We start from the raw sequence: 22,654 nt of genomic DNA, 5'->3' as shown, positions 1-22,654 counted from the left end.
GAGGCAGTCACGCCTCCGGTTTCTCTCGCGAAAAGGGTCGAGCGCTACGACAGCTTCGCGATGACAGCCCGCAGCGCTTCACCGAAACGCCTGACTTCCTCGACCGTATTGTAGTGCACCAGCGAGGCGCGGATGGCGCCGCTGTCCATCGACAGGTTGAGGCGCTTCATCAGGCGCGGGGCGTACATGTGGCCGTCGCGAATGCCGATCTGCATCTCGGCCATTTCCTCGACGATCCGCTGCGGCGACAATTTGCCGATGTTGAAACAGAAGGTCGGCACGCGTTCGTTGATCCGGGCCTCCTCGGAAACGCCGTAGATTGTTGCCCCGCAGCTCTTCAGCACAGCCAGCATCTCGCGCGCCAGCACCAGCTCGTAGTCGCGGATGGCGCCCATGCCGGCGACGATGTTTTCGCGCCGCGAGCGGTTGTTGGACGGAGCAAGATTGCGGCCGATGAGCTCGAGATACTGCACGGCCGCATCCATGCCCGACACGTTCTCGTAAATGAAGGTGCCGGCCTCGACCTTGTAGGGCGGCTCGTCGGGGATGAAGTCCTCGCGGAAGGTCGGCAGTCGCTTCAGCGTTTCGAAGCGGCCCCACAGGAAACCCATATGCGGCGAGAAATTCTTGTAGCCGGAACAGACGAGATAGTCGCAATCCCATGCCTGGACGTCGATCAGCCCATGCGGCCCGTAATGCACGCAGTCGAGGAACACTTCGGCGCCGGCGGCGTGCGCGATCCCTGCCACCGAAGCGACGTCGACGATCGAGCCGATGGAATGCGCCGTCACCGTGCAGGCGACAAGCCGGGTACGATCGGAAACAAGCGGGCGCAGATCGTCGATATGCAGGTTGCCGTCCTCGCGCATGCGCCACCACTTGAACTTGGCGCCGGCGGATTCGAGTGCCAGCCATGTCGCGATGTTGGCGTCATGGTCCATGTCGGTGACGACGATCTCGTCGCGCTCTCCAAGCATCTGGCCGATGCCGAGGCTGACTAGGCGGATGAACGAGGTGGCGTTCATGCCGAAGCAGATCTCGGATGGGCTGTAGGCATTGATCAGCAGTGCCACGCTTGTCCGCGCATCGGCGACCGATTGGTCAACGGTGACGCTGCGGCCATAGCGGCCGCCGCGCTGCACATTGTGCGATACCAGATGGTTGGTCACCGCATCGAGCACGCTCTGCGGAATCTGCGCGCCGGCGGCGTTGTCCAGGAAGATGAAGTCGCCTGCCCGCTGCAAGGCCGGAAACATCGCCCGGATTCTTTCAACAGGGAATGCGCCGGAAGTGCCGGTCGCATTGGCGGCTTGATGCTTGTTCATGGTCGTCTCCTGCGAAGTGCTCGGTAGAGGGGAAGTTGAAGGCGCGGTCAGCGCGTCTTCTCGGTTTTGAAACGGCCTTCAAGCAGGCTGACGAGGCGAACCATCGGCCACAGGAAGATGAGATAGACCAGGGCTGCGCCGATCAGCGGCGAGGGATTGGCATAGAGCGACTGTGCATTGGTCGCTTCCTTCAGGAGTTCCGGCAGCGCCACGGTGGAGGCGAGCGAGGTGTCCTTGAACATCGAGACGCAGTTGCTGGTCATCGGCGGGATGACGACGCGCACCGCCTGCGGCAGCACCACCTTGCGCAAGGTCAAAAGGAACGGCAGGCCGAGCGCCTGCGACGCCTCGAACTGGCCGCGCGGAATGCTTTCGATGCCGGAGCGGAACACTTCCGCCGAATAGGCCGACATGATGATGGCGAAGGCCGTTACGGCGGAAGCCCAGGACGATAGGCGGATGCCGAGGAAGGGCAGCGCATAATAGATCAGGATCAGCACGACCAGCACCGGCAGCGCGCGGAAGATATCGGTGTAGCCGACCGCCAGCCACCGGAGCGGCTTCGGCGCATAAAGCCGCAACAGGCTGATCACCAGGCCGATGGGGATGCCGATGCCGATGCTGAGCAGGCCGAGCAGCAGCGTGTTGAGAAAGCCGCGCAGCAGCGCCGGCAGACTGGACGCGATGACGTCGGCGTTGAAGAAGGTATCGAGCAGCGACATGGGAGGCTTTCCCGAACCGTTTGGCGTCCCTTGACGCCGGAGCAGAGGTCCGGAACAGCGAAAGCGGTTTTGCCGCGCCGCGCTGGTTCCGGGAGACTATGTATCAAACGGAACGTGCCGGCCTTTCGAGCCGGCACGTTCTCCTTGGCGGCCGCCGCTCAGGCCTTCGGCACCGGCATTTCCTTGGCGGTCGAGGAATCGGCGGGCGCGTCGCTGCCGAACCACTTCTTGTGGATCGCGGCCAGCGTGCCGTCCTTCTTCATTGCCGTCAGCGCGTCGTTGAGCTTGCCGAGCAGCGGGTGGTCCTTGGTCATCATCAGCCCGTACTGTTCGCCGGTCTTGATGCGTTCCTTGACGGTGAGATCCTTCATCTTGGTGAAGGAGTACTGCATGCCCGGAATGTCGCTGACAGCCGCGTCGATGCGCCCGGCGCTGAGGTCGAGCAAAAGGTTCTGCTGTGTGTCATAGCCCTTTACGTCGCTGAGGCCATCGGCCTCCTGATGCGCCTTGACCCAGGTCTCGCCGGTCGAGCCGGACAGCACGCCGACGATCTTGCCCTTGAGGTCGGCCTCGGCCTTGATCGGGCTGTCGGTCTTGGTGGCGATGCCCATGTCGGAATCATAGTAAGGCTGCGTGAACGACTGCGACTTCAGCCGCTCCGGCGTGATGGTGATCGACGAGATGGCGACATCGATGCGCTTCGAGGTGGTGGCGGCGAACAGCGCCTGGAAGCCGAGATCGGCGATGTCGGTGGTCATGCCGACGCGCTTTGCCGCTTCGTTGACGATGTCGACTTCAAAGCCCTCGAAAGTGCCGCTCTCGTTCTTGTACTCGAAGGGCGGGTTGGTCGGGTAGGCGCCGACATTGAGCACATCGGCGGCATAGGCGGTTGCCGGTCCGGCGGCGATGCCGATGGCGGCCGCGAGAAGGATGAGATTGCGACGGGTCAGGCTCATTGTTGGTCCCTCTGGGGTGTTCCCTCTGGTTGTTGATCGGGCGGGCTGATGCCCGCACGGTTTCTTGCCGCCCCACCTCCCAGCGGGGCGTCAATTCATGCTCGCTGCCATACGGTCGGGCGCTGTCCGGTCGCGGCAGACGCACATCGGCGGGAAGGCAAGGTTGGCGATGCTCTCGGTATGCGGATCGCGGATCTGGCGCGCGCACGCCCTCGCACGCATGGCGCGTGCTGGAGGATGACTGGGGGCAGCATGAACGACAAGGACTGAAACCCTTTGATCCCACCCGATGCACCACGATGGATGTCCGGCAAGCCCGTCCGGAACGGCAGTCGCCATCGATCGAGGAATGCTTATCCAAACCGCGGCAGTTTTCAAGGCAAAAGTTTTAAGCTTAAAAAGTTGGCAGCGGCGGCGCCTGGCATACCTTTCGATAGCGCTAGCGGCCGCTCCTGCCCAGTTCGGCATCCGCGCCGGCTTTGCCGGCAGCAGCGCCAGCCCCCAGAAGCATCGTGTCGCTGGCCAGGATGAAGAAACTGGCGCCGAGTGCTGCCCATCGGGCGACATCTTGCGGCTTCGCGCAGAAGATCCCGGATGTCCTGCCATGCGCGATTGTCGCATCGATGATCCTGTGGATCGCTTGCGCGAGTTTGTCGGCGCCTTTGGGGCCGATCGCATCGATCGATACGGAGAGATCGCCGGGCCCGACGAAGATCACGTCGACGCCCTCGACGGCGGTGATCGCCTCGATATTGGCCAGCCCTTCCGATGTCTCGACCTGAACCGCCACGACGATGCTGTCATTGGCTTGAGCGAGATATTCGGAGATGCGGTAGCCATAGCCGGCGGCCCGTCCGGGCCCGACGCCGCGCTCGCCGGTCGGCGGATAACGCGAGGCCTTCACCGCCGCCTGCGCCTGGGCGGCGGTCGAGACGCGCGGGACGAGCACGCCTTGCGCGCCGCTGTCCAATGCCGCGGCGATCGCTTCCGGTGCATGGCCGGGCACGCGCACAATGGCCGGCACGCGATGGATGTCGGCCGCGCGCACCATCGCCTCGATCATGTCGCGCGAAATCTGGGCATGTTCCCAATCGATGCAGAGGAAATCGAGACCGGACTGGGCCATCACCTCGACCGCAACGGGATGCGGAATGGCGGCAAAGGAACCGACGAGGCTTTCCCTGCCGATGCATTTGTGGCGAAACCCGCTCATCGCTCCATCCCTTTGTTGTCGTGCCGGAATTCATATCCGCAAACAGCCGCGAGGCGAAGCTATTTCAGGCTTGAAATATTTTCGCGCGGGCCTAGCGTGTCGATCTCCCGCCGCGAGTTCCGGACATGATCAAAGCGCACCCCCTGCACGGCCCAAACAGACTGAAGCTCGGCGTCTTCTCCACCAATGCCGACGGCGGCCTTGCCATATCGGATGTGCCTGAACGCTGGACGGCAAGCTGGCACGACAATCTGACGGCGGCGCAGATCGCCGACCGGGCGGGGCTGGAATTCCTGCTGCCGATCGCGCGCTGGCGCGGCTTTGGTGGCCGCAACAGGGTGCGCGAATGGTCGTTCGAGACCTTCACCTGGGCGGCGGCGCTCAGTGTGGCCACCGAGCAGATCGGGCTGTTCATGACCGTGCATGTGCCGCTCGTGCATCCGCTCTACGCCGCCAAGGCGCTGGCGACGGTCGACCATATCAGCCAGGGCCGCGCCGGCCTCAACATCGTCTGCGGCTGGAACCCGAAGGAATTCGGCATGTTCGGCACGCCGCTGGTCGAGAAGGGGTATGATCAGGCCGCCGAATGGATCGAAATTCTGGAAAGGCTGTATGCGTCGGCTGAACCTCTCGACTATGAGGGCACTTATTATCGTCTCAAGGAAGCCGTGAGCCGGCCGGCCAGCCTGCAAGTTCCGCGACCGGTGACGATGAACGCGGCTTTCGGCGGTCCGGGCCGCGATTTCGCTGCCGCCAGATGTGACTATCTGTTCACCACCTTTTCCGAGATGGCCGATGCCGGCAAACATGTCGCCGATATCAGCGAGCGGGCCGACAAGGCTGGCCGCGAGGTCGGCGTCTACACCGTGGCGCATGTCGTCTGCCGGCCGACGATGGAGGAGGCGCAGGCCTATTACACGCGCTATGCCGTCGATCTGGCCGACCGTGAGGCGGTCGATGCCCATATGGCCGGCAAGAAGGAGTTCTCGCGGTCGCACGATCCGTATGCCTATGACCGCTACCGCCAGCGTTTCGCCGGCGGCGCCGGCACCTATCCCTTGGTCGGAACGCCCGAAACGATCGCCGCCGATATGGTCGCCATTGCCGGGCATGGCTACCAGGGCATTGCGCTGTCCTTCGTCAACTACACGCAGGAACTCCCCTATTTCTGCGATCACGTGCTGCCGCTGCTGGAGCGGGCCGGCCTTCGGAAAATAGTCTGGCCGATGCCTTCCTGATTTCTCATCCTGGGGTCTGCGCCGTATCGCTACGCTCCTTGCTGCACCCAGGATGACGAAGCGACGGCCGATTATTCCGGAATAACCGCGGTGGCCTGGATCTCCACCTTGGCTCGGTCCTCGACCAGTGCCATCACCTGCATCGCGGCCATCGCCGGGAAATGCCGGCCGATCACCTTGCGATAGGCCTCGCCTATACCCCTGAGATTGGCCAGATATTCGCTCTTATCGGTGAAATACCACGTCATTGACGTGATGTGCCGCGGCTCAGCTCCGGCCTCCGCCAGCACCGCGACGATATTTTGAAGCGTCTGCCGCACCTGGCCGACGAAATCGTCGGTCTCGAACTGGCACTGCCCATTCCAGCCGACCTGTCCGCCGACGAAGACAAGCCGCCCGCGAGCCGCTACGCCATTGGAGTAACCGACCGGCTTGGCCCAGCCATCCGGCTGCAGAATCTCGTGCATTTCAAACTCTCCGCAATATCCGCGTTCGAAACCGTCCAAACCTTGACGTGACCGGAGTCAGGCCGCCCCCATCACCTGTCGCGCGATCACCACCTTCTGCACGTCGGAAGCACCCTCATAGATGCGCAGCGCGCGGATCTCGCGATACAGGCCTTCGACGATATGACCCTTGCGGACGCCGTCGCCGCCATGCAGTTGCACCGCTTTATCGATCACCTCTTGCGCCTTGTCCGTGGCGAACAGTTTGGCCATCGCCGCCTCGCGCGTCACCCGCGCCGCGCCCATGTCCTTGGTCCAGGCGGCGCGGTAGACCAAAAGCGCCGCGGCATCGACGTCGAGCGCCATGTCGGCGATATGGCCCTGCACCATCTGCAGCTCGGCCATCGGCGCGCCGAACAGCTTGCGTTCGGCCACCCGCTTGATGCTTTCATCGAGTGCGCGGCGAGCAAAGCCGAGTGCCGCCGCGCCGACGGTCGAGCGGAACACGTCGAGCACCGACATGGCGATGCGAAAGCCGTCGCCCGGTTTGCCGATCAGCGCCGAGGCGGGCAGGCGGACCTGATCGAAAGACAGTCGTGCCAGCGGATGCGGCGCTATAACTTCCAGGCGCTCCGCGATGCCGAGGCCCTTGCTGTCCCCGGGCACGATGAAGGCTGATAGCCCCTTGGCGGCGGGTGCCTCGCCTGTGCGGGCAAAGACGACATAGAGATCGGCGATGCCGCCATTGGAGATCCAGGTCTTTTCGCCCGACAGGACATAGCCGTCACCATCGCGGGTCGCTGTCATCTCCATATTGGCGACATCCGATCCCGAGCGCGGCTCCGACAGCGCAAAGGCGGAAATGACCTTGCCGGCGCGCGTCTTCAAAAGCCATTGCTGCTGCTGCGGCGTGCCGAACAGGCTGAGCGCTCCGGTGCCGAGCCCTTGCATGGCGAAGGCGAAATCCGCGAGCCCGTCATGCCGCGCCAGCGTCTCGCGCGTGATGCACAAGGTGCGCACGTCGAGCGGTCCCGGATTGTCGGTGTCGAGCGCCGTCGGTTTCAGCCAGCCGTCCCGGCCGAGTTTTTGCACCAGCTCGCGGCAGGCGGCGTCGACGTCATGGTGATCGACGGGTAGGTTCTTCGCGCACCATGCTTCGAGGTGCTCGGCCAGTTCGCGATGACGGTCTTCGAAGAAGGGCCAGTCGAGGAAGGAGCGGTCAGGCATTTCTGCCTCCGCTATTCTCCAGAGTCCGTGCTCTACGGCGCCCCCCTCTGTCCTGCCGGACATCTCCCCCTCTAAGGGGGAGATCGATCCTCATCTCGGCTTTCGCGAATCGCCTGCGCCGCAGGATGGCTGCCGCCGCCGAAGCTGCCAATCTCCCCCCTAGAGGGGGAGATGGCCGGCAGGCCAGAGGGGGGCGCTGTCCCGCCAACGTCTCCATCAACCCGCTCATCCTCAATTCCCCTCGAACACCGGCTTTTCCTTGGCAACGAACGCCTTGTACGCCCGCTCGAAATCGCGCGTCTGCATGCAGATCGCTTGCGCCTGAGCTTCCGCCTCGATCGCCTGGTCAAGGCCCATCGACCATTCCTGGTTCAACTGCGTCTTGGTAATGCCGTGGGCGAAGGTCGGGCCGGAGACGATGCGCGCCGCCATGTCGAGCGCGTCGGCCTCGAGCGATGCGGCATCGACCAACCTGTTGTAGAACCCCCAGCGCTCGCCTTCGGCAGCCGTCATGTTGCGGCCGGTGTAGAGCAGTTCGGCGGCGCGGCCCTGGCCGATGATGCGCGGCAGGATAGCGCAGGCTCCCATGTCGCAGCCGGCAAGACCGACGCGGGTGAACAGGAATGCCGTCTTGGCGTCCGGCGTGGCGATGCGGATGTCGGAGCTCATGGCGATGATGGCGCCGGCGCCGACCGCCACGCCGTCGACCGCCGCGATGATCGGCTTGCCGCAGTTCAGCATCGCCTTGACGAAGTCGCCGGTCATGCGGGTGAAGGCCAGGAGCTGCTTCATGTCCATCTTGACCAGCGGGCCGATAATATCGTGGACATCGCCGCCGGAGCAGAAATTCCCGCCATTGGACAGGAACACCACGGCATCGACATCGTCGGCATAGACGAGGTCGCGGAATGTATCGCGCAGTTCCGCATAGCTGTCGAAGGTCAGCGGGTTCTTGCGCTCCGGCCGGTCGAGCCGGACCTTGGCGATCCGGCCTTCGACCTGCCAGAGGAAATGCTTCGGCTTGAAGCCGGCCATCTTGCTCATTCGCGTCCCTCCCAGTTGCTGCGGAACGAGGTCAGCATGCCGGTCAGACGGCGTGCCTCGTCCTCGCTGACCTTGCCCAGCAATTCGCCGACCCAGCCCTCGTGTGCGGCAGCGATGACGGCGAAGGATTTGGAGCCTTCATCCGTCAGCCGCACCATCGAGGTACGGCGGTCGCCATTGCGCCGGGCGCGGGCGACCAGCCCCTCGGATACGAGCCGATCGACGATGCCCGTGACATTGCCGTTGGACACCAGCAGGAAACGCGACAGATCGCTCATCAGCATGCCTTCGGGCGCGCGATAGAGCGCGGCCATCACGTCGAAGCGCGGCAGCGTCGTGTTGAACTCCTTCTTCAGGCGCTCGCGCAGTTCGGCCTCGATCGTGCGCGAGGCGCGCAGCAGCCTGATCCACAGCCGCAAGCGGTCCTTGCCGGGTCCCGACGGCGCGGGCAGGGGGCCGGCTACCATGTTTCGCCTCCTGAGATCGAAATTGCCTGTCCGGTGATCGACGCTGCCGCATCGCCGCAGAGCCACAGCACGGCAGCGGCAATTTCCTGCGGCCGGATGAAGCGGCCTTGCGGATTGGTCGCGGCAAGGCTCGCCCGCGCCTGTTCAGTCGAGCGGCCGGTTTTTTCCACGATCCGCTCAATGGACTCGTCCAGCATGTCCGTCTCGACAAACCCCGGGCACACCGCATTGACGGTCACGCCGGATTTCGCCGTCTCGGCAGCCAGCGCCCGCATCAGGCCGACGACGCCATGCTTGGCCGCCACGTAAGGCGCAACATAGGCGTAGCCTTTCAGTCCGGCGGTAGACGCGATGAAGACGATGCGGCCCGCCTTGCGCGCGGCCATGCCGGCGAGCGCCGGCTTCACCGTCAGGAAAGCGCCGGTCAGGTTGACGTCCAGCGTCCGCTGCCAGTCGGCCAGCGTGGTCTTGTGCGCCGGCGTGCTGCCCGCCATGCCGGCATTGGCGACGACGATGTCGAACGGCCCGCGCGCGGCCTCCGCCGTCTCGTAAAGCGATGCCATCGCCGCCTCATTGGTGACATCGGCAGTGATGGCGAAAACGCCTTTGCTTTCGCCAGCCACCTTGGCCAGCTCCGCCTCGCGGCGGCCGCATATGGTGACGTCGATGCCGGCACCAGCCAGCGCCAGAGCGATCGCTCGGCCGACACCAGACCCGCCGCCGGTGACAAGGGCATGGCTGCCGGCGATCATCGCGGCGGCCGTCATACTTTCAGCCCCGCTGCGGCGTCGCGTTCGGCCAGTCGGTAGATCTGGTCGCGCCCCGGCAGATAAGGATCCGGCCATTTCACGCCACGGTCGCCGAGCGCCACCGCCGCATGCAGCGTCCAGTAGGGATCGGCGAGATGCGGCCGTGCCAGCGCCACCAGGTCGGCGCGGCCGGCCATCAGGATCGAATTGACATGGTCCGGCTCATAGATGTTGCCGACCGCCATCGTCGCCATGCCGACCTCGTTGCGGATGCGGTCGGAAAACGGCGTCTGGAACATGCGGCCATAGACCGGCTTTGCCAGCACCGAAGTTTGTCCTGCCGAGACGTCGCAAATGTCGACGCCGGCCTCATGCAACAGCCGCGCGATCTCGACGGCGTCGGCGGGTGTTACGCCTTCGATGCCGACCCAGTCATTGGCCGAAATGCGCATTGAGATCGGCTTCTGCGCCGGCCAGGCGGCGCGTACGGCGCGAAAGATTTCAAGGGGATATCGCATGCGGTTTTCCAGCGAACCGCCATACGCATCCGTGCGCCGGTTGGTGACCGGCGTGATGAAGGACGACAGGAGATAGCCGTGCGCGGCGTGGATCTCGAGCATGTCGAAGCCGCAGCGGTCGGCCATCTCAGCCGAAGCCACGAACCCGTCGCGCACTCTGTCCATGTCGGCGCGGTCCATCGCCTTCGGCACCTGATTCTCAGGTGACCACGCCACCGCCGATGCCGCCATGACTGGCCAGTTACCGGAGGCGAGCGGCACGTCCGTGCCTTCCCACCCAACCTGGGTCGAACCCTTGGCGCCGGAATGGCCGATCTGTGCGCAGATCTTCGCCTCGGTCTCGGTATGGACGAAATCGACCAGCCGTTTCCACGCCGCCTCATGTTCGGGCGCATAGAAGCCCGGGCAGCCGGGCGTGATCCGCCCTTCGGGGCTGACGCAGGTCATCTCGATATAGATGAGCCCGGCGCCGCCCTTGGCACGCTCGGCATAGTGCGTGAAATGCCAGTCCGTCGGGCAGCCGTCGACGGCCTTGTACTGCGCCATCGGCGAGACGACCACGCGGTTGCTGAGCCGCATGTCGCGCAGCTTGAAGGGCGCGAACATTGGCGCGCGGCGCAGCCTGTTGGCGCCGGCGCCCGCCTGGCGCTGGAACCATTCCTCCGCGCTTTCAAGCCACTCCGCGTCGCGCAGCCGTAGGTTTTCGTGGCTGATGCGCTGCGAACGGGTCAGCAGCGAATAGTTGAACTGCACCGGATCGAGGCCGAGATAGCGCTCGACTTCCTCGAACCATTCGAGCGAATTGCGTGCCGCCGACTGCAGCTTCAGCACCTCGGTGCGGCGCGCATCCTCATATTTGCGGAAGGCGGCGTCGAGGTCCGGTTCGGTTTCGACATACTCGGCCAGCGCAACCGCGCTTTCCAGCGCCAGCTTGGTGCCGGAGCCGATCGAGAAATGCGCTGAAGCCGCCGCGTCGCCCATCAGCGCCAGATTCTCAGACGACCAGCGCTCGCACAGCACGCGCGGGAAATTGATCCAGGCCGAACCCCTGATGTGGTTGGCATTGGTCATCAGCTTGTGGCCGCCAAGATGCTTTTCGAAGATGCGCTCGCAGACGGCGATGGATTCCTGCTGCGTCATGGCGCCGAAGCCGAAGGCGGCCCAGGTCTGTTCGCTGCACTCGACGATGAAGGTCGCGGTGTCGCTGTCGAACTGGTAGGCGTGCGCCCACACCCAGCCATGCTCGGTCTTTTCGAAGATGAAGGTGAAGGCGTCGTCGAATTTCTGGTGGGTGCCGAGCCACACGAACTTGCATTTGCGCGTGTCGATGTCGGGCTTGAAGATGTCGACGAAGCTGTTGCGCGCCCTGGAATTCAGCCCGTCTGCGGCGACGACCAGGTCATGCGTCTCCATATAGGGCCGGGGATCGGCGATGTCGGTCTCGAACACCAGCCTGACACCGAGCTCGCGTGCGCGCCGTTGCAACAGGATCAAGAGCCGCTTGCGGCCGATGCCGCAGAAGCCATGGCCTGAGGATACAGTGCGCACGCCGTCATGGACCACGGCGATGTCGTCCCAATACGCAAAATGCTTCTTGATCCAGACGGCGCTGACCGGATCGTTCCTGGCCAGATTCTCGAGCGTTTCGGCTGACAGAACGACGCCCCAGCCGAACGTGTCGTCGGCGCGATTACGCTCGAAAACCGTCACATCGTGCGCGGCGTCCCTCAGCTTCATCGAAATGGCGAAGTAAAGGCCGGCTGGTCCGCCGCCGAGAACCGCAACCTTCATCTGTGCGATCTCCTCTTCGCTTGCTTGGTTTCAGTATCGCGCCGGGGCCAAGATATTTCAAGCTTAAAGTTTTATATCGAAACGATTATGCGAAATAGCGGGCCGCGCGCTCGCGCATCGCCGCGCGCGGCCCGTGGGGTCACTTTTCCGGGTTCTTCGGGCTCCACAGCACCGTCTCGGCACCCTTCTCGTAAGCCATGCCGTCGGGATAGCTGATCGCTTCCAGCTGCAAGCCCCAAGGCGCCTGGAAGTAAAGGATGGTCTGGCCGGCGGCGGGTCCTTCCTTGACCGGCAGCGGCCCCAACCTGGTCTTTACGCCCTTGGCCTCGAGATAGGCTTTCGCCGCCGCGACGTCGTCGACATAGAAGGCGATGTGAAAACCGCCAATGTCGCTGTTCTTCGGTGTCAGGTCCTTCTGGTCCGGCGCGGTGTATTTGAACAGCTCTATGTTCGACCCCGTGCCGCAGCGAACCATGGTGACCTGCTCGATGACAGCCTTCGGATCGACGCCGAGAAGATCCTGCATGAAGGTGCCCTTGTCGTCGGCGAACGGGCCGAACGACATTGCCTTCTTGCAGCCGACCACGTCGGTGAAGAAATCGACCGCCTGCTTCATGTCGGGAACCGTGATGCCGGTGTGGTCGTGCCCGCGCATGCCGGGGATCGAGCTTGCTGCCGCCATACCGGTGCTGCCGAGGATGGCGGCAGCGAGTGCTGCATTTCGAATTATTGTCTTCATGTCAGTTTCTCCTCCATTTGGCGGGGCTTTGTCATTGGCCGGTCGCACATCCGAGCCCGCTTTTCGGCGTGCGTATGCATTCATGTCGGAGCCTTGGCAGCGGAAGGAATATCCAGCCAGCCGTCGTCGATTTCGGGCAGTGGGATGGCCGCGATCAGGTCGCGCGTGTAGGTCTGTCGGGGATTTTCGAAGAGAGCGTCCGTCGCGCTCGCTTCGACGATCCTGCCTTCGCGCATGACGATGACCTGCCGGCACAGCCGCCGGATGACCGACAGATCGTGGCTGATGAAGGCGACCGTCAGCCCCATCTCCTCCGCCAGTTTCTCCAGAAGGGTGAGGATCTGCGCCTGCGTCGAGACGTCGAGGCCGGAGACGATCTCGTCGGCCAGCACGAATTTCGGCGCCAGCGCCAGCGCGCGCGCTATGCCGACGCGCTGGCGCTGGCCGCCCGACAGTTCGTGGCGGTAGCGGCCGGCGAAGCTCTGCGGCAGGCCGACGCGCTGCAAGGCCTCGGCCACGCGGTCCCTGAGATTGTCGCCAAGCCCGTTCTGCTTCAGCGGCGCGGCAATGATGCTGGCAATGGTGCGGCGCGGGTTGAGCGACGACATAGGATCCTGGAAGATCATCTGCAGATCGCGGCGCAGCGGCCGCAACTCCGCCTCCGGCAGATGCGTGATGTCTATGCCGTCGAAGCTGATGCTGCCGGCGCTGGGCTCCAGCAGTCGTACCAGGGCACGGCCGAGCGTCGACTTGCCGGATCCGGACTCGCCGACGATGCCGGTCACCGATCCCTTGGGCAGGTCGAAGTCCAGGCCTTTTAGGATTTCCGCCAGCGGCGCGCGGCCGATCAGCGGCTTGCGGGTCATGTCGGGCAGCGCGACTTTCAGGCCGCGCACGGAAAACAGCGGCTCAGCCATGCGGTCGCCTCCACGCCTGGTCCGCGGCCGCAATCTCCGCGGCAAGCCCGGCCAGCACTGCCTCGTCGACCGGCTTTAGCGAGGCGAGGGGATCGGTGTAGCGCGGCGTTGCCGCCATCAGTGCCCGTGTGTAGGGGTGCTGCGGTGCCGCGAAGAGGGCAGCTGTTTCGGCCTCTTCCACGACCTTGCCGGCATAGAGCACCGAGACCTTCTGGCTGATCTTGGCGACGACGCCGAGGTCGTGGGTGACGAACAGGATCGCCGTGCCGTGCTCGCGCTGCAACGCAGCGATGAGCCGCAGGATCTGCTTCTGCACGGTGACGTCGAGCGCCGTGGTCGGCTCGTCGGCGACGATCAGCCGGGGCTCGGCGGCGAAGGCTGCGGCGATCAGCACGCGCTGGCGCATGCCGCCGGAAAGCTCGTGCGGGTAGCTTTTCAGTACCCGGTCGGGGTCACGGATCTGCACCTCGTCCAGCAATTGCCGGATGCGGGTTTCGGCCCTCTCGCCGCTCCAGCCGAGGATGCGCACCAGCCGGTCGGTCGTTTGCGGGCCGATGCGGCGCGACGGGTTGAGCGCGGTCAGCGGATCCTGCGGGATCAGTGCGGTGCGCGCGCCGATCAGCGTGCGCCGTGCCTTCGGGTTGAGCTTGCCGAGGTCTTCGCCCTCGAGCCGCATATCGCCCTCGACGATGCGCACGCTCGACGGCAAGACGCCAAGTACCGCCTTGCCGATCATCGTCTTGCCGGCGCCGCTTTCACCGACCAGTGCTCGCACTTCGCCGGGCTGCACGGCAAGCGACACCGAGCGCAGCACGCGCTGGCCGTTCGGCAGCACGGCGCTCAACTCCTTGATATCGAGACAGGCGCTCATCGCAGCACCGGATCGAAACGTGTCTTCAGCGCCTCGCCGAACTGGCTGAACGACAGCACGGTCAGGATCAGTGTGATCAGCGGGAATACCAGCACCCACCAGGCCTGGTGGATCGACAGCCGGCCCTCGGCGATGATGCCGCCCCAGGTCGGGTCGTCGGTCGAGATCGACAGGTTGACGAAGGACAGGATCGCCTCGACGATGACGGCGATGCCCATTTCCAGCGACAGCAGCGCCACGATCGATGGCACCACATTGGGCAGCACTTCGCGCAGCATGATGCCGATGCGGCCATAGCCGGCGATGCGGGCGTTCTCGACATAGTCCATGCGCGACTGGCCCATCGCCTCGGCGCGGATGACCCGGCAGAAACGCGTCCAGTCGATGATCGCGATCGCCAGGATGACAGAGCTCAAACCCGTGCCGAGCACGGCAACCAAAAGGATGGCGAACAGCACCGGCGGGAATGCCATCCAGACATCGACGATGCGCGAGATGATGCGGTCGGCCCAGCCGCCGAAATAGCCAGCGATCAAGCCCAGGGTCGAGCCGACAAGGCAGGCGGCGCTGGCGGCGGCGAACGCAACGATGAAGGCGATGCGCCCGCCGAAGATCAGGCGTGACAAGAGATCCCGGCCGAGGCTGTCGGTGCCCAGCCAATAGCCGGGCTCCGCGCCATCGAGCCAGAACGGCGGCAAACGTTCGAGCATAAGATCCTGCGCGAGCGGGTCCCGCGGCGCGACCAGCGGCGCCAGGATCGCCGCCAGCAGCACCAGCAGCAGCCAGCCGCCGGCCAGCCAAAGCCTGGCGCTTGAGCCGTGTCTCGAGATGCGGCTCTCATCCATGGCGCAGCCTCGGATTGAGCAGGGCGTACATCATATCCACCGCGAGATTGATCAGCACGAACAACAGCGCGAAGACCAGCACGATGCCCTGGATCAGCGGCAGGTCGCGGTTGATGACCGCGTCGATCGCCATGTTGCCGAGACCCTCATAGGAAAACAGCCGCTCGACGATGACCGTGCCCCCGATCAGGAAGGTGAACTGCACGCCGACCAGCGTCAGCGTGGGCAGGGCGGCATTCTTCAGCGCCTCGCGCAGGATGACCTGCGTTTCCGAAAAACCCTTCACCCGCGCCAGCACGACATAGTCGAGGTCGAGCACTTCCTTCAGCGATTGTTTCAGTAGCTGCGAGATGATCGCCGCCAGCGGCAATGCCAACGCCACTGCCGGCATAAGCATGTGCTTCAGGAGATCCCATGTGAGATCGAGGCGGAGCCGAAGCAAGCTTTCGAACAGATAGAACTGGCTGACGAAGGGCAGGTCGAGTTGCGGCGAGACCCGGCCGGAAATGTCGAAGATCGGCACCAGCACCCCGAACAGCAGGATCAGCACCAGGCCCCAGAGGAAGTCGGGAATGGAAAGTGCCGCCCCGCTGGCGATGTCGATGCCGGCTTCCACCGCCGTGCCTCGTTCGCGGGCGCCGAGGATGGCCGTCGTCCCCCCGATCGCCACCGCCATGATAAGCGCGACGATGGCGAGTTCCAGCGTTGCCGGCAGCCGGTTGAAGACAAGCCCGAGCACGTCTTGCCGCAGCGAGATCGAGGTGCCGAAATCGCCTTTGACGACGCCGGACAGCCAGATGAAGAACTGCTCGACAATCGTCTTGTCGAGGCCGTAGAGCGCCCGCAGCCGGGCGATGTCGACATCGGTCGCGCCGGGCGGCAGCATCATGGCGATCGGATCGCCGGGAGCGATGCGGATCACGACGAAGACGACGACGGCCACGCCGAACAGCGTGATCAGCATCGTCAAAAGACGGATCAGGAATCGTTGCAGGAGCATGTAAATCTTTGCTGGAGCCCGGAGGCTCGTATGCCGAAAGAAGATGCGCGCCGTCGCTATGGACGGCGCGCGGCAAACCCGGGCCGATATTAGGCCGGGGTCATCAGGGCCGGTAGCAGCGCGCCGGACACATGCTGGACGACGTTGACACCCTTGGCATGAACGATTGGCTGCGCGTACTGCATCAGCGGCAGCACATAGGCCTGCTCGGCGATATATTTGTCCACCGCCTTCCAGCCGGCGATGCGCTTGGCCTCGTCCTTCTCACCCCACAGCGGGTTGATCATGTCGATCAGATCCTGGCTGTCCCACACCGAGTGCGGGCTCGGACCATACATGGCAAAACCGGTCGAGGTGGTCGGGTCGCCGATGGCATTGCCCCAGTTGTAGAAGGCCGCCGGCGCCAGCTTGTCGGCGGCGCGCAGTTCGTAGTGCTTGGCGATCTCGTAGACCTCGATCGTCGCCTCGATGCCGACCTTGCGCCACATGCCGACGATCGCCTGGATCATCTCGTAGTCCTTGGGCTTGAAGCCCTTGGTCGTCTGGATGGTGAACTTGACCGGCTTTTCCGGCGAATAGCCGGAAGCGGCCAGCAATTGCTTGGCCTTTTCCGGATTGTGCTCGACCTTGATCGACGCGTCGTAGGCCGCGTATTCCGGCGTTTCCAGCGTGGCGAGCGGCTGGCCGTAGCCGCGCAGCAGCCGCTTGACCAGAAGCTCCTTGTCGACCGCCATGACGGCTGCCTGGCGCACGTTCTTGTCCAGCATCGCCTCGACGTCGTTGAAGAAGATCATGCCGATGTCGGAAACATTCTTGATCGAGCCGGCAAGACCGTCCTTGGCGATCAGGCGGTCATACTCCTCATAGGGAATCTCGAGCGTCACCTGCGAGGAGCCGGACTCGATTTCGGCGACACGGCTCGCCGCGTCTGTGACGAATTTGATCGTCACGTTCTCGAATGCCGGCTTGCCGCCCCAGTACTTCGGATTGGCCTTCAGCCGCAGGAAGGCGTTGCGTTCGAACTTCTCGACCATGTACGGGCCGGTGCCGATCGGAGCCTTTTCGAAACCTTCGGCGCCCACCTTCTCGTAATAGGCCTTCGGCATGATGTAGCCCGTGAGGAACGACATCCACTTGAAGTAGACCGGGTCGAACTGCACGACATCGCCCGTGATCTTGTTGCCCTCGATCTTGAAGTTGTTGACGTTCTTCCACACGAACTGGATCGGGTTGCCGGTCTTTTCATCGCCGGCCCGCTGCAACGACCAGACCACGTCCTGGGGCGTGAACGGCGAGCCGTCATGCCAGGTTACGCCCTCGCGCACCGTCATCATGATCTTGGTGCGGTCGTCATTCCAGCCCCACTCGGTGAGCAGCCCCGGCGCGAAGGACAGGTCCGGCTTCTGCGGGATGAACTGATCGAACACCGACTGGTAGAGGCCCTGGATGGTCGGGTTGACCGCCGAAGGTCCGGTGGTCGGATCCCAGGACGGCAGGTTGACATTGTAGGCGATGGTCAGTTCGCCGGCCGCCGCCCCGGCGATCTTCGGCAGGCCGATGGCCGTCGCCCCGAGTGCGGCGGCACCGTATCCGAGCAATTCGCGTCTGTTGATTGTCATGGTCGTTCCCCTTGTTGGTTTTTCTGTTTTCCGTGCACGGCTTCGTTGTTTGATCAGTGGGTTCCCTGGGCAACCGTACCTTGCCTTGCTCCACCCCAATGCCTTTCGGCTGCTACCTCCCGCCAAGCTGTTGCGCCAGCATGAAGCCCGAGGCGGCACCCGTGCCGGCGCCCGGCCATGTGGCGGCACCGGTGAGATGCAGATTGGCCACAGGCGTGTTCCAACCGGCGTAGCCGCGTGCCGGGCGAAACAGGAAATTCTGTGCCAGGTGGTGGCTACCACAAACCTGGTCGCCGCCGACGAGGTTCGGGTTCTCGCGCTCGAGGTCGATGGGCGAGAACACGGCCTGGCCAAGGATCTTGGCTCGCAGGCCGGGCGCGTAGGTTTCGACGATGTCGAGCACGCGCTCGGCATAGCGATCCTTGACCTGATCCCAATGCGCGGGCGTGATCTTGCCGGCGGCGTCGCCAAGGATTTCTGCCGGCAGCATGCGCACCTGCACCCACAGCACATGCTTGCCTTGAGGCGCGCGCGACGGATCGACCGCGGTTGGTTGGCCGAGGACCAGCACCGGCTCGTCCGGCAGCACGCCCGCCATCGCCTGCTGATAGGTGCGCGACATGGCGTCGAGCGACGGTGACAGATGCACATAGGCGAACTGCCGCAACTCGGCGCCGGCGCGCCAGTCCGGCAGATCGTCCAGCGCCAGATGGATCATCATGGTGCCCGGCGCGTGGCGGAATTTTTGCATCGCCGTGTTGAAGCCGGCGTCGCCGGAACCGTTGGGCAAAAGCGTGCCGGCCAACGCCTTGGGTGCAACGCCGGCAATGACCGCCCTGGTGGCCGTGTGCGTCTCACCGGACTTGAGCCGCACACCCGTCGCCTTGCCGGCCGAAACCGTGATTTCGGCCACCTCGGCGTTGGTGAAGATCTTGCCGCCGGCGCCCGTGACCATCCCCGATAAGGCACGAATGATGGTGTGGGCGCCGCCCTTGCCCAGCACCATGCCGAAACTCTGGTTGGCCATGGATTCCAGATAAGGGAACACGGCACCGCCTGCGATGTCGGGCGCAAAGTCGAGATGCATGCCCCAGGTGGCGAGCGTCGCCCGCACATGGGGCGACTCGAAAGTCTCCTCCAGCCACGCGCGGGGCGAGGAAAGCAGCAGGCGCCCGGTATCGAGCGCGCCGGTAAGGCCCTTCTTGCGCCAAAGGTTCCACGCCGTGCCGGCAAGGGCGCGGGCGCTCATCGGTGATCCCAAGAGGCGAAACAGATGCTCTGCTTCCGCCGGGAAGGCGGCGACCAGCTTGCGCCACGTGGCGGCATCGGCGGCGGAGAAGGCAGCCATGCGCGCGGCCGTCTTTTCCAGATCGTTGCTGACGCCGAACCAGCGTCCGTCCGGGAAGGCGCTGGCGAAACAGTCGGCGACCGGCGCGAATTCCAGCCCGTGGGCGTTCAATTCATTTGCATATTTCCGGTGGAAGGCCGAGCCGGCGAACAGGCTCAGATTCATCGCACCGAAATCGTGCCGAAAACCCGGCAGCGTGAACTCGCGGGTCTGGACGGCGCCGCCGATCGTTGCACTGCGCTCAAAAACCCCGGTTTTCCAGCCTTTGAGTGCCAGATGCGCGGCGCAAGCCAGACTGTTGTGGCCCGCCCCGACAAAGATGGCGTCGAACTCGCTCACGCCCCGCACCCATTTCCTTTATGCTTAAAGATAATTGCAGATGCATATGTTTTCGTCTAGTAGGATATTAAGGGCCGAAACGAGCCTTCAGCACATCAGACAAGAGGGAACAGAGACCATGGACACGCAACAACTCCTCGGCGAAGTCGCCGGCCAGCTTCTTTCAGGCGCCATCAAGGTGGTCGACCTGTCGGCGCCGCTCGGTCCTGACACGCCGCTGATCAAGCTGCCGCCGGAACTTGCCGTCGACACGCCGAAGGTCGAGATCCATAACATCTCCCGTTACGACAAGAATGGTCCCTGGTGGGCCTGGAACTGGCTGAAGCTCGGCGAACACTCGGGCACGCATTTCGACGCGCCGCAGCACTGGATCAGCGGCAAGGATTATCCGGATGGCGCCACCGACACCATTCCGGCGCAGAACTTTATTGGTCCGGTCAATGTCATCGACTGCTCCAAGGAAGCCGCCGCAGACCATGATTTCCTGCTCACCGTCGATCACATCAAGGCGTGGGAAGCCAAGCATGGCGCCATCAACGCCGGCGAATGGGTGGTGATGCGCACCGACTGGTACAAGCGCAACGGCTCGGAAGCCGAATTCCTCAACGCCAACGAGACCGGCCCACACACGCCCGGCCCGACGGCGGAAGCAATCCAGTTCCTGATCAGCAAGGACATCAAGGGCTGGGGCTCGGAGACGATCGGCACCGATGCCGGCAAGGCCGGCGGCATGGAGCCGCCATTCCCGGCCCACACGCTGATGCACAAGGCCAACCGCTATGGTCTGGCCAGCCTGTGCAACCTCGACCAGTTGCCGCCGAAGGGCGCCATCCTGATCGCCGCGCCGCTCAAGATCGAGCACGGCACCGGCAGCCCGATCCGCGCCCTGGCGCTGGTGCCGGGCAAATAGGGCGAAGTGGATCTTCGGGAGAAGATCATGCGCGCGGGCGATGCGATAGGGAGGCAGACTGGCGGCGCTCGCGCTCTACGGCGCCCCCCTCTGCCCTGCCGGGCATCTCCCCCACTTGGGGGGAGATTGGCGGCTCGGGCGCCGCATACCATCCTGCGACGTTGGAAATTGGCGAAAGCCGAGATGACGGCCAATCTCCCCCCTTGTGGGGGAGATGCCCGGCAGGGCAGAGGGGGGCGCCGTAGAGCGCTGTCCCACGCAATTGAATCCCACCCGCCGACGAAAAGCCACCGCCAATGAACGCCCCCGACCACATCATCGTCGGCAGCGGCATCAACGCGCTGGTCTGCGCGGCGTTGCTCGGCGGCAAGGGCGCCAAGGTACTCGTGCTGGAGCGCAACGACCGCATTGGCGGCTGCATGCGCACCGAGGAAATCACCGCGCCCGGTTTCATCCATGATGTGATGGCGACGACCTTCGTGCTGTTCATTACCTCGCCGGCTTACGCGGCGCTGGGCAAGGACTTGGCCCGGCATGGCCTGGAGTTCTGTCACGCGGCCACCCCGACGGGGGTGCTGCGGCCCGACGGCAGCCATGCCGTGCTCAGCACCGACCGCGCCGCCAACATCGCCGCCTTCAATGCGATCGCCGCAGGCGACGGCGACCAGCACGCCGAGGATGTCGGCGGCATCGAGCGCAATGCCGGGCTGCTGTTCGGCCTGCTCGGCGGCAGCCTGTGGACCTACCCGACGGCGAAGCTGCTCGCCGGTGATGCCTGGCGGCGGAGCCCGCGCGGGCTGGCCGCCTTTCTCGGCGATGCGTTGGTGCCGGCGCGCGGATGGCTGGAGAGCACCTATCGGTCCGAAACCATACGCGCGCTGTGGGCACCGTGGGTCCTGCATGCCGGACTTGGGCCGGAAGATGCTTTCTCCGGCCAGATCGCCAAGGTCATCGCCTTCGCGCTGGAAGCTGCGGGCGCGCCGATCGTCAAGGGCGGGGCGAAGAACCTGCTGTCGGCCTTCGAGGCGCTTGTCAAAGAGCGCGGCGGGGTCATCTCCACCGAGGCCGACGTTGCCTCGATCATCCTGACCGAAGGTCGCGCCACCGGCGTGCGGCTGGCCTCGGGCGAAACCGTCCATGCGAAGAAGAGCGTCATCTGCTCGGTCACGCCAACGCAGCTTTACGGTCGGCTGCTCGGCAGTGACGGCCCCAAAACCGACGTCGAAGCGACGCAAAAATACCGCTACGGCAAAGGCAATTTCCAGATCCACTATGCCCTCGACAAGCCGCCTTCATGGCGAGGCCAGGGGTTGGACAAGGTGGCGCTGCTGCATCTGACGCCTGGGTTGGACGGGGTATCGAAGGCCTGCAACGAGGCGGTGCGGGGCATGCTGCCCGAAGTGCCGACCATCTGCGTCGGCCAGCCGCACGCGCTCGATCCCTCGCGTTGCCCGCAAGGCAAGGCGATCCTGTGGCTGCAACTGCCCGAGGCTCCCCGTCACATCAAGGGTGATGCCGCCGGCAAGCTGCAGGCACCGGCGGACGGGCAGTGGACCGACGCGCTGCGCGAGGCCTATGCCGATCGCGCCGAAGCGATCCTTGCCAGTCATATCGATGGCTTCAAGGACAGCGTCATCGCGCGCCGCGCCTATTCGCCTGCTGATCTCGAAGCGATGAACATCAATCTGGTCGGCGGCGACCCCTATGGCGGGTCCTCGACCGTCGACCAGTCCTTCCTGTGGCGGCCGTTCAAGACCAGCCGCAATCACCAGACCGGCATCAAGAACCTCTACCATATCGGCGCCTCGACCCATCCGGGCGCGGGCCTCGGCGGCGGCTCCGGCTTTCTCCTGGCGGGGAGACTGTGATGGAGCAGAAAATCGCGGAAAAGCGCCAGCGCATTTCGACCTTGGGCCAGATCGGCCTGCAGCAATTCGCGCCCTATCTGATGAACCGCATCATGGGCCGCTACAACGCCACCTTGCGCGACGATTTCCGCAAGCAGGGCCTGACCATTTCGCAGGTGCGGGCGCTCGCGGTGCTGTCGGTCACCGACGGCGTCACCGTCAACGACCTCTCGGTCTATACGGTGATCGAGCAGTCGACCTTGAGCCGCACGCTCGACACCCTTGAGGGGCAGGGGCTTGTGCGGCGCGAGCAGGGGGTTAGCGACAGTCGCATCCGCCATGTGTTCCTGACCGACGAGGGCCGCACCGAGTTCACCCGTGCCTGGCCGGCCATGCATGACGCTTTCGAGGCCATGTTCGACGATGTCGACGATGCCGAATATGCAGCGCTGATCGCGACATTGCAGAAGATGCTGAAGAACATTCGCAAGCACGACATCTAGAGCTACGCGCCGCCGAAGCC

The 22,654-nt window shown here is 64.3% G+C and carries 21 protein-coding genes; 4 read left to right on the top strand and 17 right to left on the bottom strand.

The window, feature by feature from the left end:
• Positions 1-44: 44 nt before the first annotated feature.
• From FJ946_RS14520 to FJ946_RS14505, 4 genes are all read right to left on the bottom strand, one after another.
• Positions 45-1,325 carry a cysteine desulfurase-like protein gene (locus FJ946_RS14520; protein ID WP_140523731.1) on the bottom strand — a complete coding sequence of 427 codons (1,281 nt, stop codon included), beginning with the start codon at positions 1,323-1,325 and terminating at the stop codon, positions 45-47.
• 47 nt (positions 1,326-1,372) lie between these two features.
• Positions 1,373-2,047 carry an amino acid ABC transporter permease gene (locus FJ946_RS14515; RefSeq protein ID WP_140556801.1) on the bottom strand — a complete coding sequence of 225 codons (675 nt, stop codon included), beginning with the start codon at positions 2,045-2,047 and terminating at the stop codon, positions 1,373-1,375.
• Between the two features lie 158 nt (positions 2,048-2,205).
• Entirely contained in the window at positions 2,206-3,003 is a 798-nt protein-coding gene (locus FJ946_RS14510) for an ABC transporter substrate-binding protein (RefSeq protein ID WP_140496991.1), read from the bottom strand.
• A 439-nt stretch (positions 3,004-3,442) separates the two neighbouring features.
• On the bottom strand, positions 3,443-4,216 hold the full coding sequence (locus tag FJ946_RS14505) for an HpcH/HpaI aldolase/citrate lyase family protein (RefSeq protein ID WP_140496989.1): 774 nt from the start codon (positions 4,214-4,216) through the stop codon (positions 3,443-3,445).
• 125 nt (positions 4,217-4,341) lie between these two features.
• Here FJ946_RS14505 and FJ946_RS14500 point away from each other — a divergent pair, with 125 nt between their 5' ends.
• On the top strand, positions 4,342-5,454 hold the full coding sequence (locus tag FJ946_RS14500; protein WP_140564907.1) for an LLM class flavin-dependent oxidoreductase: 1,113 nt from the start codon (positions 4,342-4,344) through the stop codon (positions 5,452-5,454).
• A 71-nt stretch (positions 5,455-5,525) separates the two neighbouring features.
• On the opposite strand, the gene FJ946_RS14495 is transcribed toward FJ946_RS14500, so the two are convergent.
• From FJ946_RS14495 to FJ946_RS14430, 13 genes are all read right to left on the bottom strand, one after another.
• Positions 5,526-5,921, bottom strand: coding sequence for a RidA family protein (locus FJ946_RS14495; RefSeq protein WP_140496985.1), 396 nt, complete (start codon positions 5,919-5,921; stop codon positions 5,526-5,528).
• A 57-nt stretch (positions 5,922-5,978) separates the two neighbouring features.
• Positions 5,979-7,127 (bottom strand): acyl-CoA dehydrogenase family protein, encoded by a 1,149-nt coding sequence (locus FJ946_RS14490; RefSeq protein WP_140496983.1) that lies wholly within the window; start codon positions 7,125-7,127, stop codon positions 5,979-5,981.
• A gap of 231 nt (positions 7,128-7,358) precedes the next feature.
• On the bottom strand, positions 7,359-8,171 hold the full coding sequence (locus FJ946_RS14480) for an enoyl-CoA hydratase family protein (RefSeq protein WP_140496981.1): 813 nt from the start codon (positions 8,169-8,171) through the stop codon (positions 7,359-7,361).
• On the bottom strand, positions 8,168-8,638 hold the full coding sequence (locus tag FJ946_RS14475; RefSeq protein ID WP_140496979.1) for a MarR family transcriptional regulator: 471 nt from the start codon (positions 8,636-8,638) through the stop codon (positions 8,168-8,170). The genes FJ946_RS14480 and FJ946_RS14475 overlap by 4 nt, the downstream gene beginning before the upstream one ends.
• Entirely contained in the window at positions 8,632-9,405 is a 774-nt protein-coding gene (locus FJ946_RS14470) for an SDR family NAD(P)-dependent oxidoreductase (RefSeq protein WP_140564906.1), read from the bottom strand. Before FJ946_RS14470 ends, FJ946_RS14475 begins: the two co-directional genes overlap by 7 nt.
• A complete protein-coding gene (locus FJ946_RS14465; protein ID WP_140564905.1) occupies positions 9,402-11,696 on the bottom strand; it encodes a bifunctional salicylyl-CoA 5-hydroxylase/oxidoreductase in 2,295 nt (764 codons plus the stop codon). The genes FJ946_RS14470 and FJ946_RS14465 overlap by 4 nt, the downstream gene beginning before the upstream one ends.
• A 139-nt stretch (positions 11,697-11,835) precedes the next feature.
• Positions 11,836-12,435 (bottom strand): VOC family protein, encoded by a 600-nt coding sequence (locus tag FJ946_RS14460; RefSeq protein ID WP_140496973.1) that lies wholly within the window; start codon positions 12,433-12,435, stop codon positions 11,836-11,838.
• Positions 12,436-12,515: 80 nt separating this feature from the next.
• Entirely contained in the window at positions 12,516-13,352 is an 837-nt protein-coding gene (locus FJ946_RS14455; protein WP_140559702.1) for an ATP-binding cassette domain-containing protein, read from the bottom strand.
• The gene (locus FJ946_RS14450; RefSeq protein WP_140513068.1) at positions 13,345-14,223 is read right to left on the bottom strand and encodes an ABC transporter ATP-binding protein; all 879 of its coding nucleotides are present in this window, start codon (positions 14,221-14,223) and stop codon (positions 13,345-13,347) included. The genes FJ946_RS14455 and FJ946_RS14450 overlap by 8 nt, the downstream gene beginning before the upstream one ends.
• Positions 14,220-15,068 carry an ABC transporter permease gene (locus FJ946_RS14445; RefSeq protein ID WP_140496967.1) on the bottom strand — a complete coding sequence of 283 codons (849 nt, stop codon included), beginning with the start codon at positions 15,066-15,068 and terminating at the stop codon, positions 14,220-14,222. Before FJ946_RS14445 ends, FJ946_RS14450 begins: the two co-directional genes overlap by 4 nt.
• The gene (locus FJ946_RS14440) at positions 15,061-16,068 is read right to left on the bottom strand and encodes an ABC transporter permease (protein WP_140564904.1); all 1,008 of its coding nucleotides are present in this window, start codon (positions 16,066-16,068) and stop codon (positions 15,061-15,063) included. Before FJ946_RS14440 ends, FJ946_RS14445 begins: the two co-directional genes overlap by 8 nt.
• Positions 16,069-16,157: 89 nt before the next feature.
• The gene (locus FJ946_RS14435) at positions 16,158-17,687 is read right to left on the bottom strand and encodes an ABC transporter substrate-binding protein (RefSeq protein WP_140564902.1); all 1,530 of its coding nucleotides are present in this window, start codon (positions 17,685-17,687) and stop codon (positions 16,158-16,160) included.
• Positions 17,688-17,799: 112 nt separating this feature from the next.
• Positions 17,800-19,374 (bottom strand): NAD(P)/FAD-dependent oxidoreductase, encoded by a 1,575-nt coding sequence (locus FJ946_RS14430; RefSeq protein ID WP_140564900.1) that lies wholly within the window; start codon positions 19,372-19,374, stop codon positions 17,800-17,802.
• 118 nt (positions 19,375-19,492) lie between these two features.
• Between FJ946_RS14430 and FJ946_RS14425 the strand changes: the two genes are divergently transcribed.
• The 3 genes from FJ946_RS14425 (at position 19,493) to FJ946_RS14410 (ending at position 22,634) form a co-directional block, all read left to right on the top strand.
• Positions 19,493-20,284, top strand: coding sequence for a cyclase family protein (locus tag FJ946_RS14425; RefSeq protein WP_140496959.1), 792 nt, complete (start codon positions 19,493-19,495; stop codon positions 20,282-20,284).
• Positions 20,285-20,580: 296 nt separating this feature from the next.
• Complete coding sequence (locus FJ946_RS14415) at positions 20,581-22,152, top strand: NAD(P)/FAD-dependent oxidoreductase (protein WP_140556773.1); 1,572 nt, start codon at positions 20,581-20,583, stop codon at positions 22,150-22,152.
• The gene (locus FJ946_RS14410) at positions 22,152-22,634 is read left to right on the top strand and encodes a MarR family transcriptional regulator (RefSeq protein ID WP_140496955.1); all 483 of its coding nucleotides are present in this window, start codon (positions 22,152-22,154) and stop codon (positions 22,632-22,634) included. The genes FJ946_RS14415 and FJ946_RS14410 overlap by 1 nt, the downstream gene beginning before the upstream one ends.
• The last annotated feature ends 20 nt before the right edge of the window (positions 22,635-22,654 follow it).

It is taken from the genome of Mesorhizobium sp. B2-4-7 (assembly GCF_006442685.1).
Lineage (GTDB): Bacteria > Pseudomonadota > Alphaproteobacteria > Rhizobiales > Rhizobiaceae > Mesorhizobium.
This window is presented reverse-complemented; position numbering and strand designations above follow the sequence as displayed.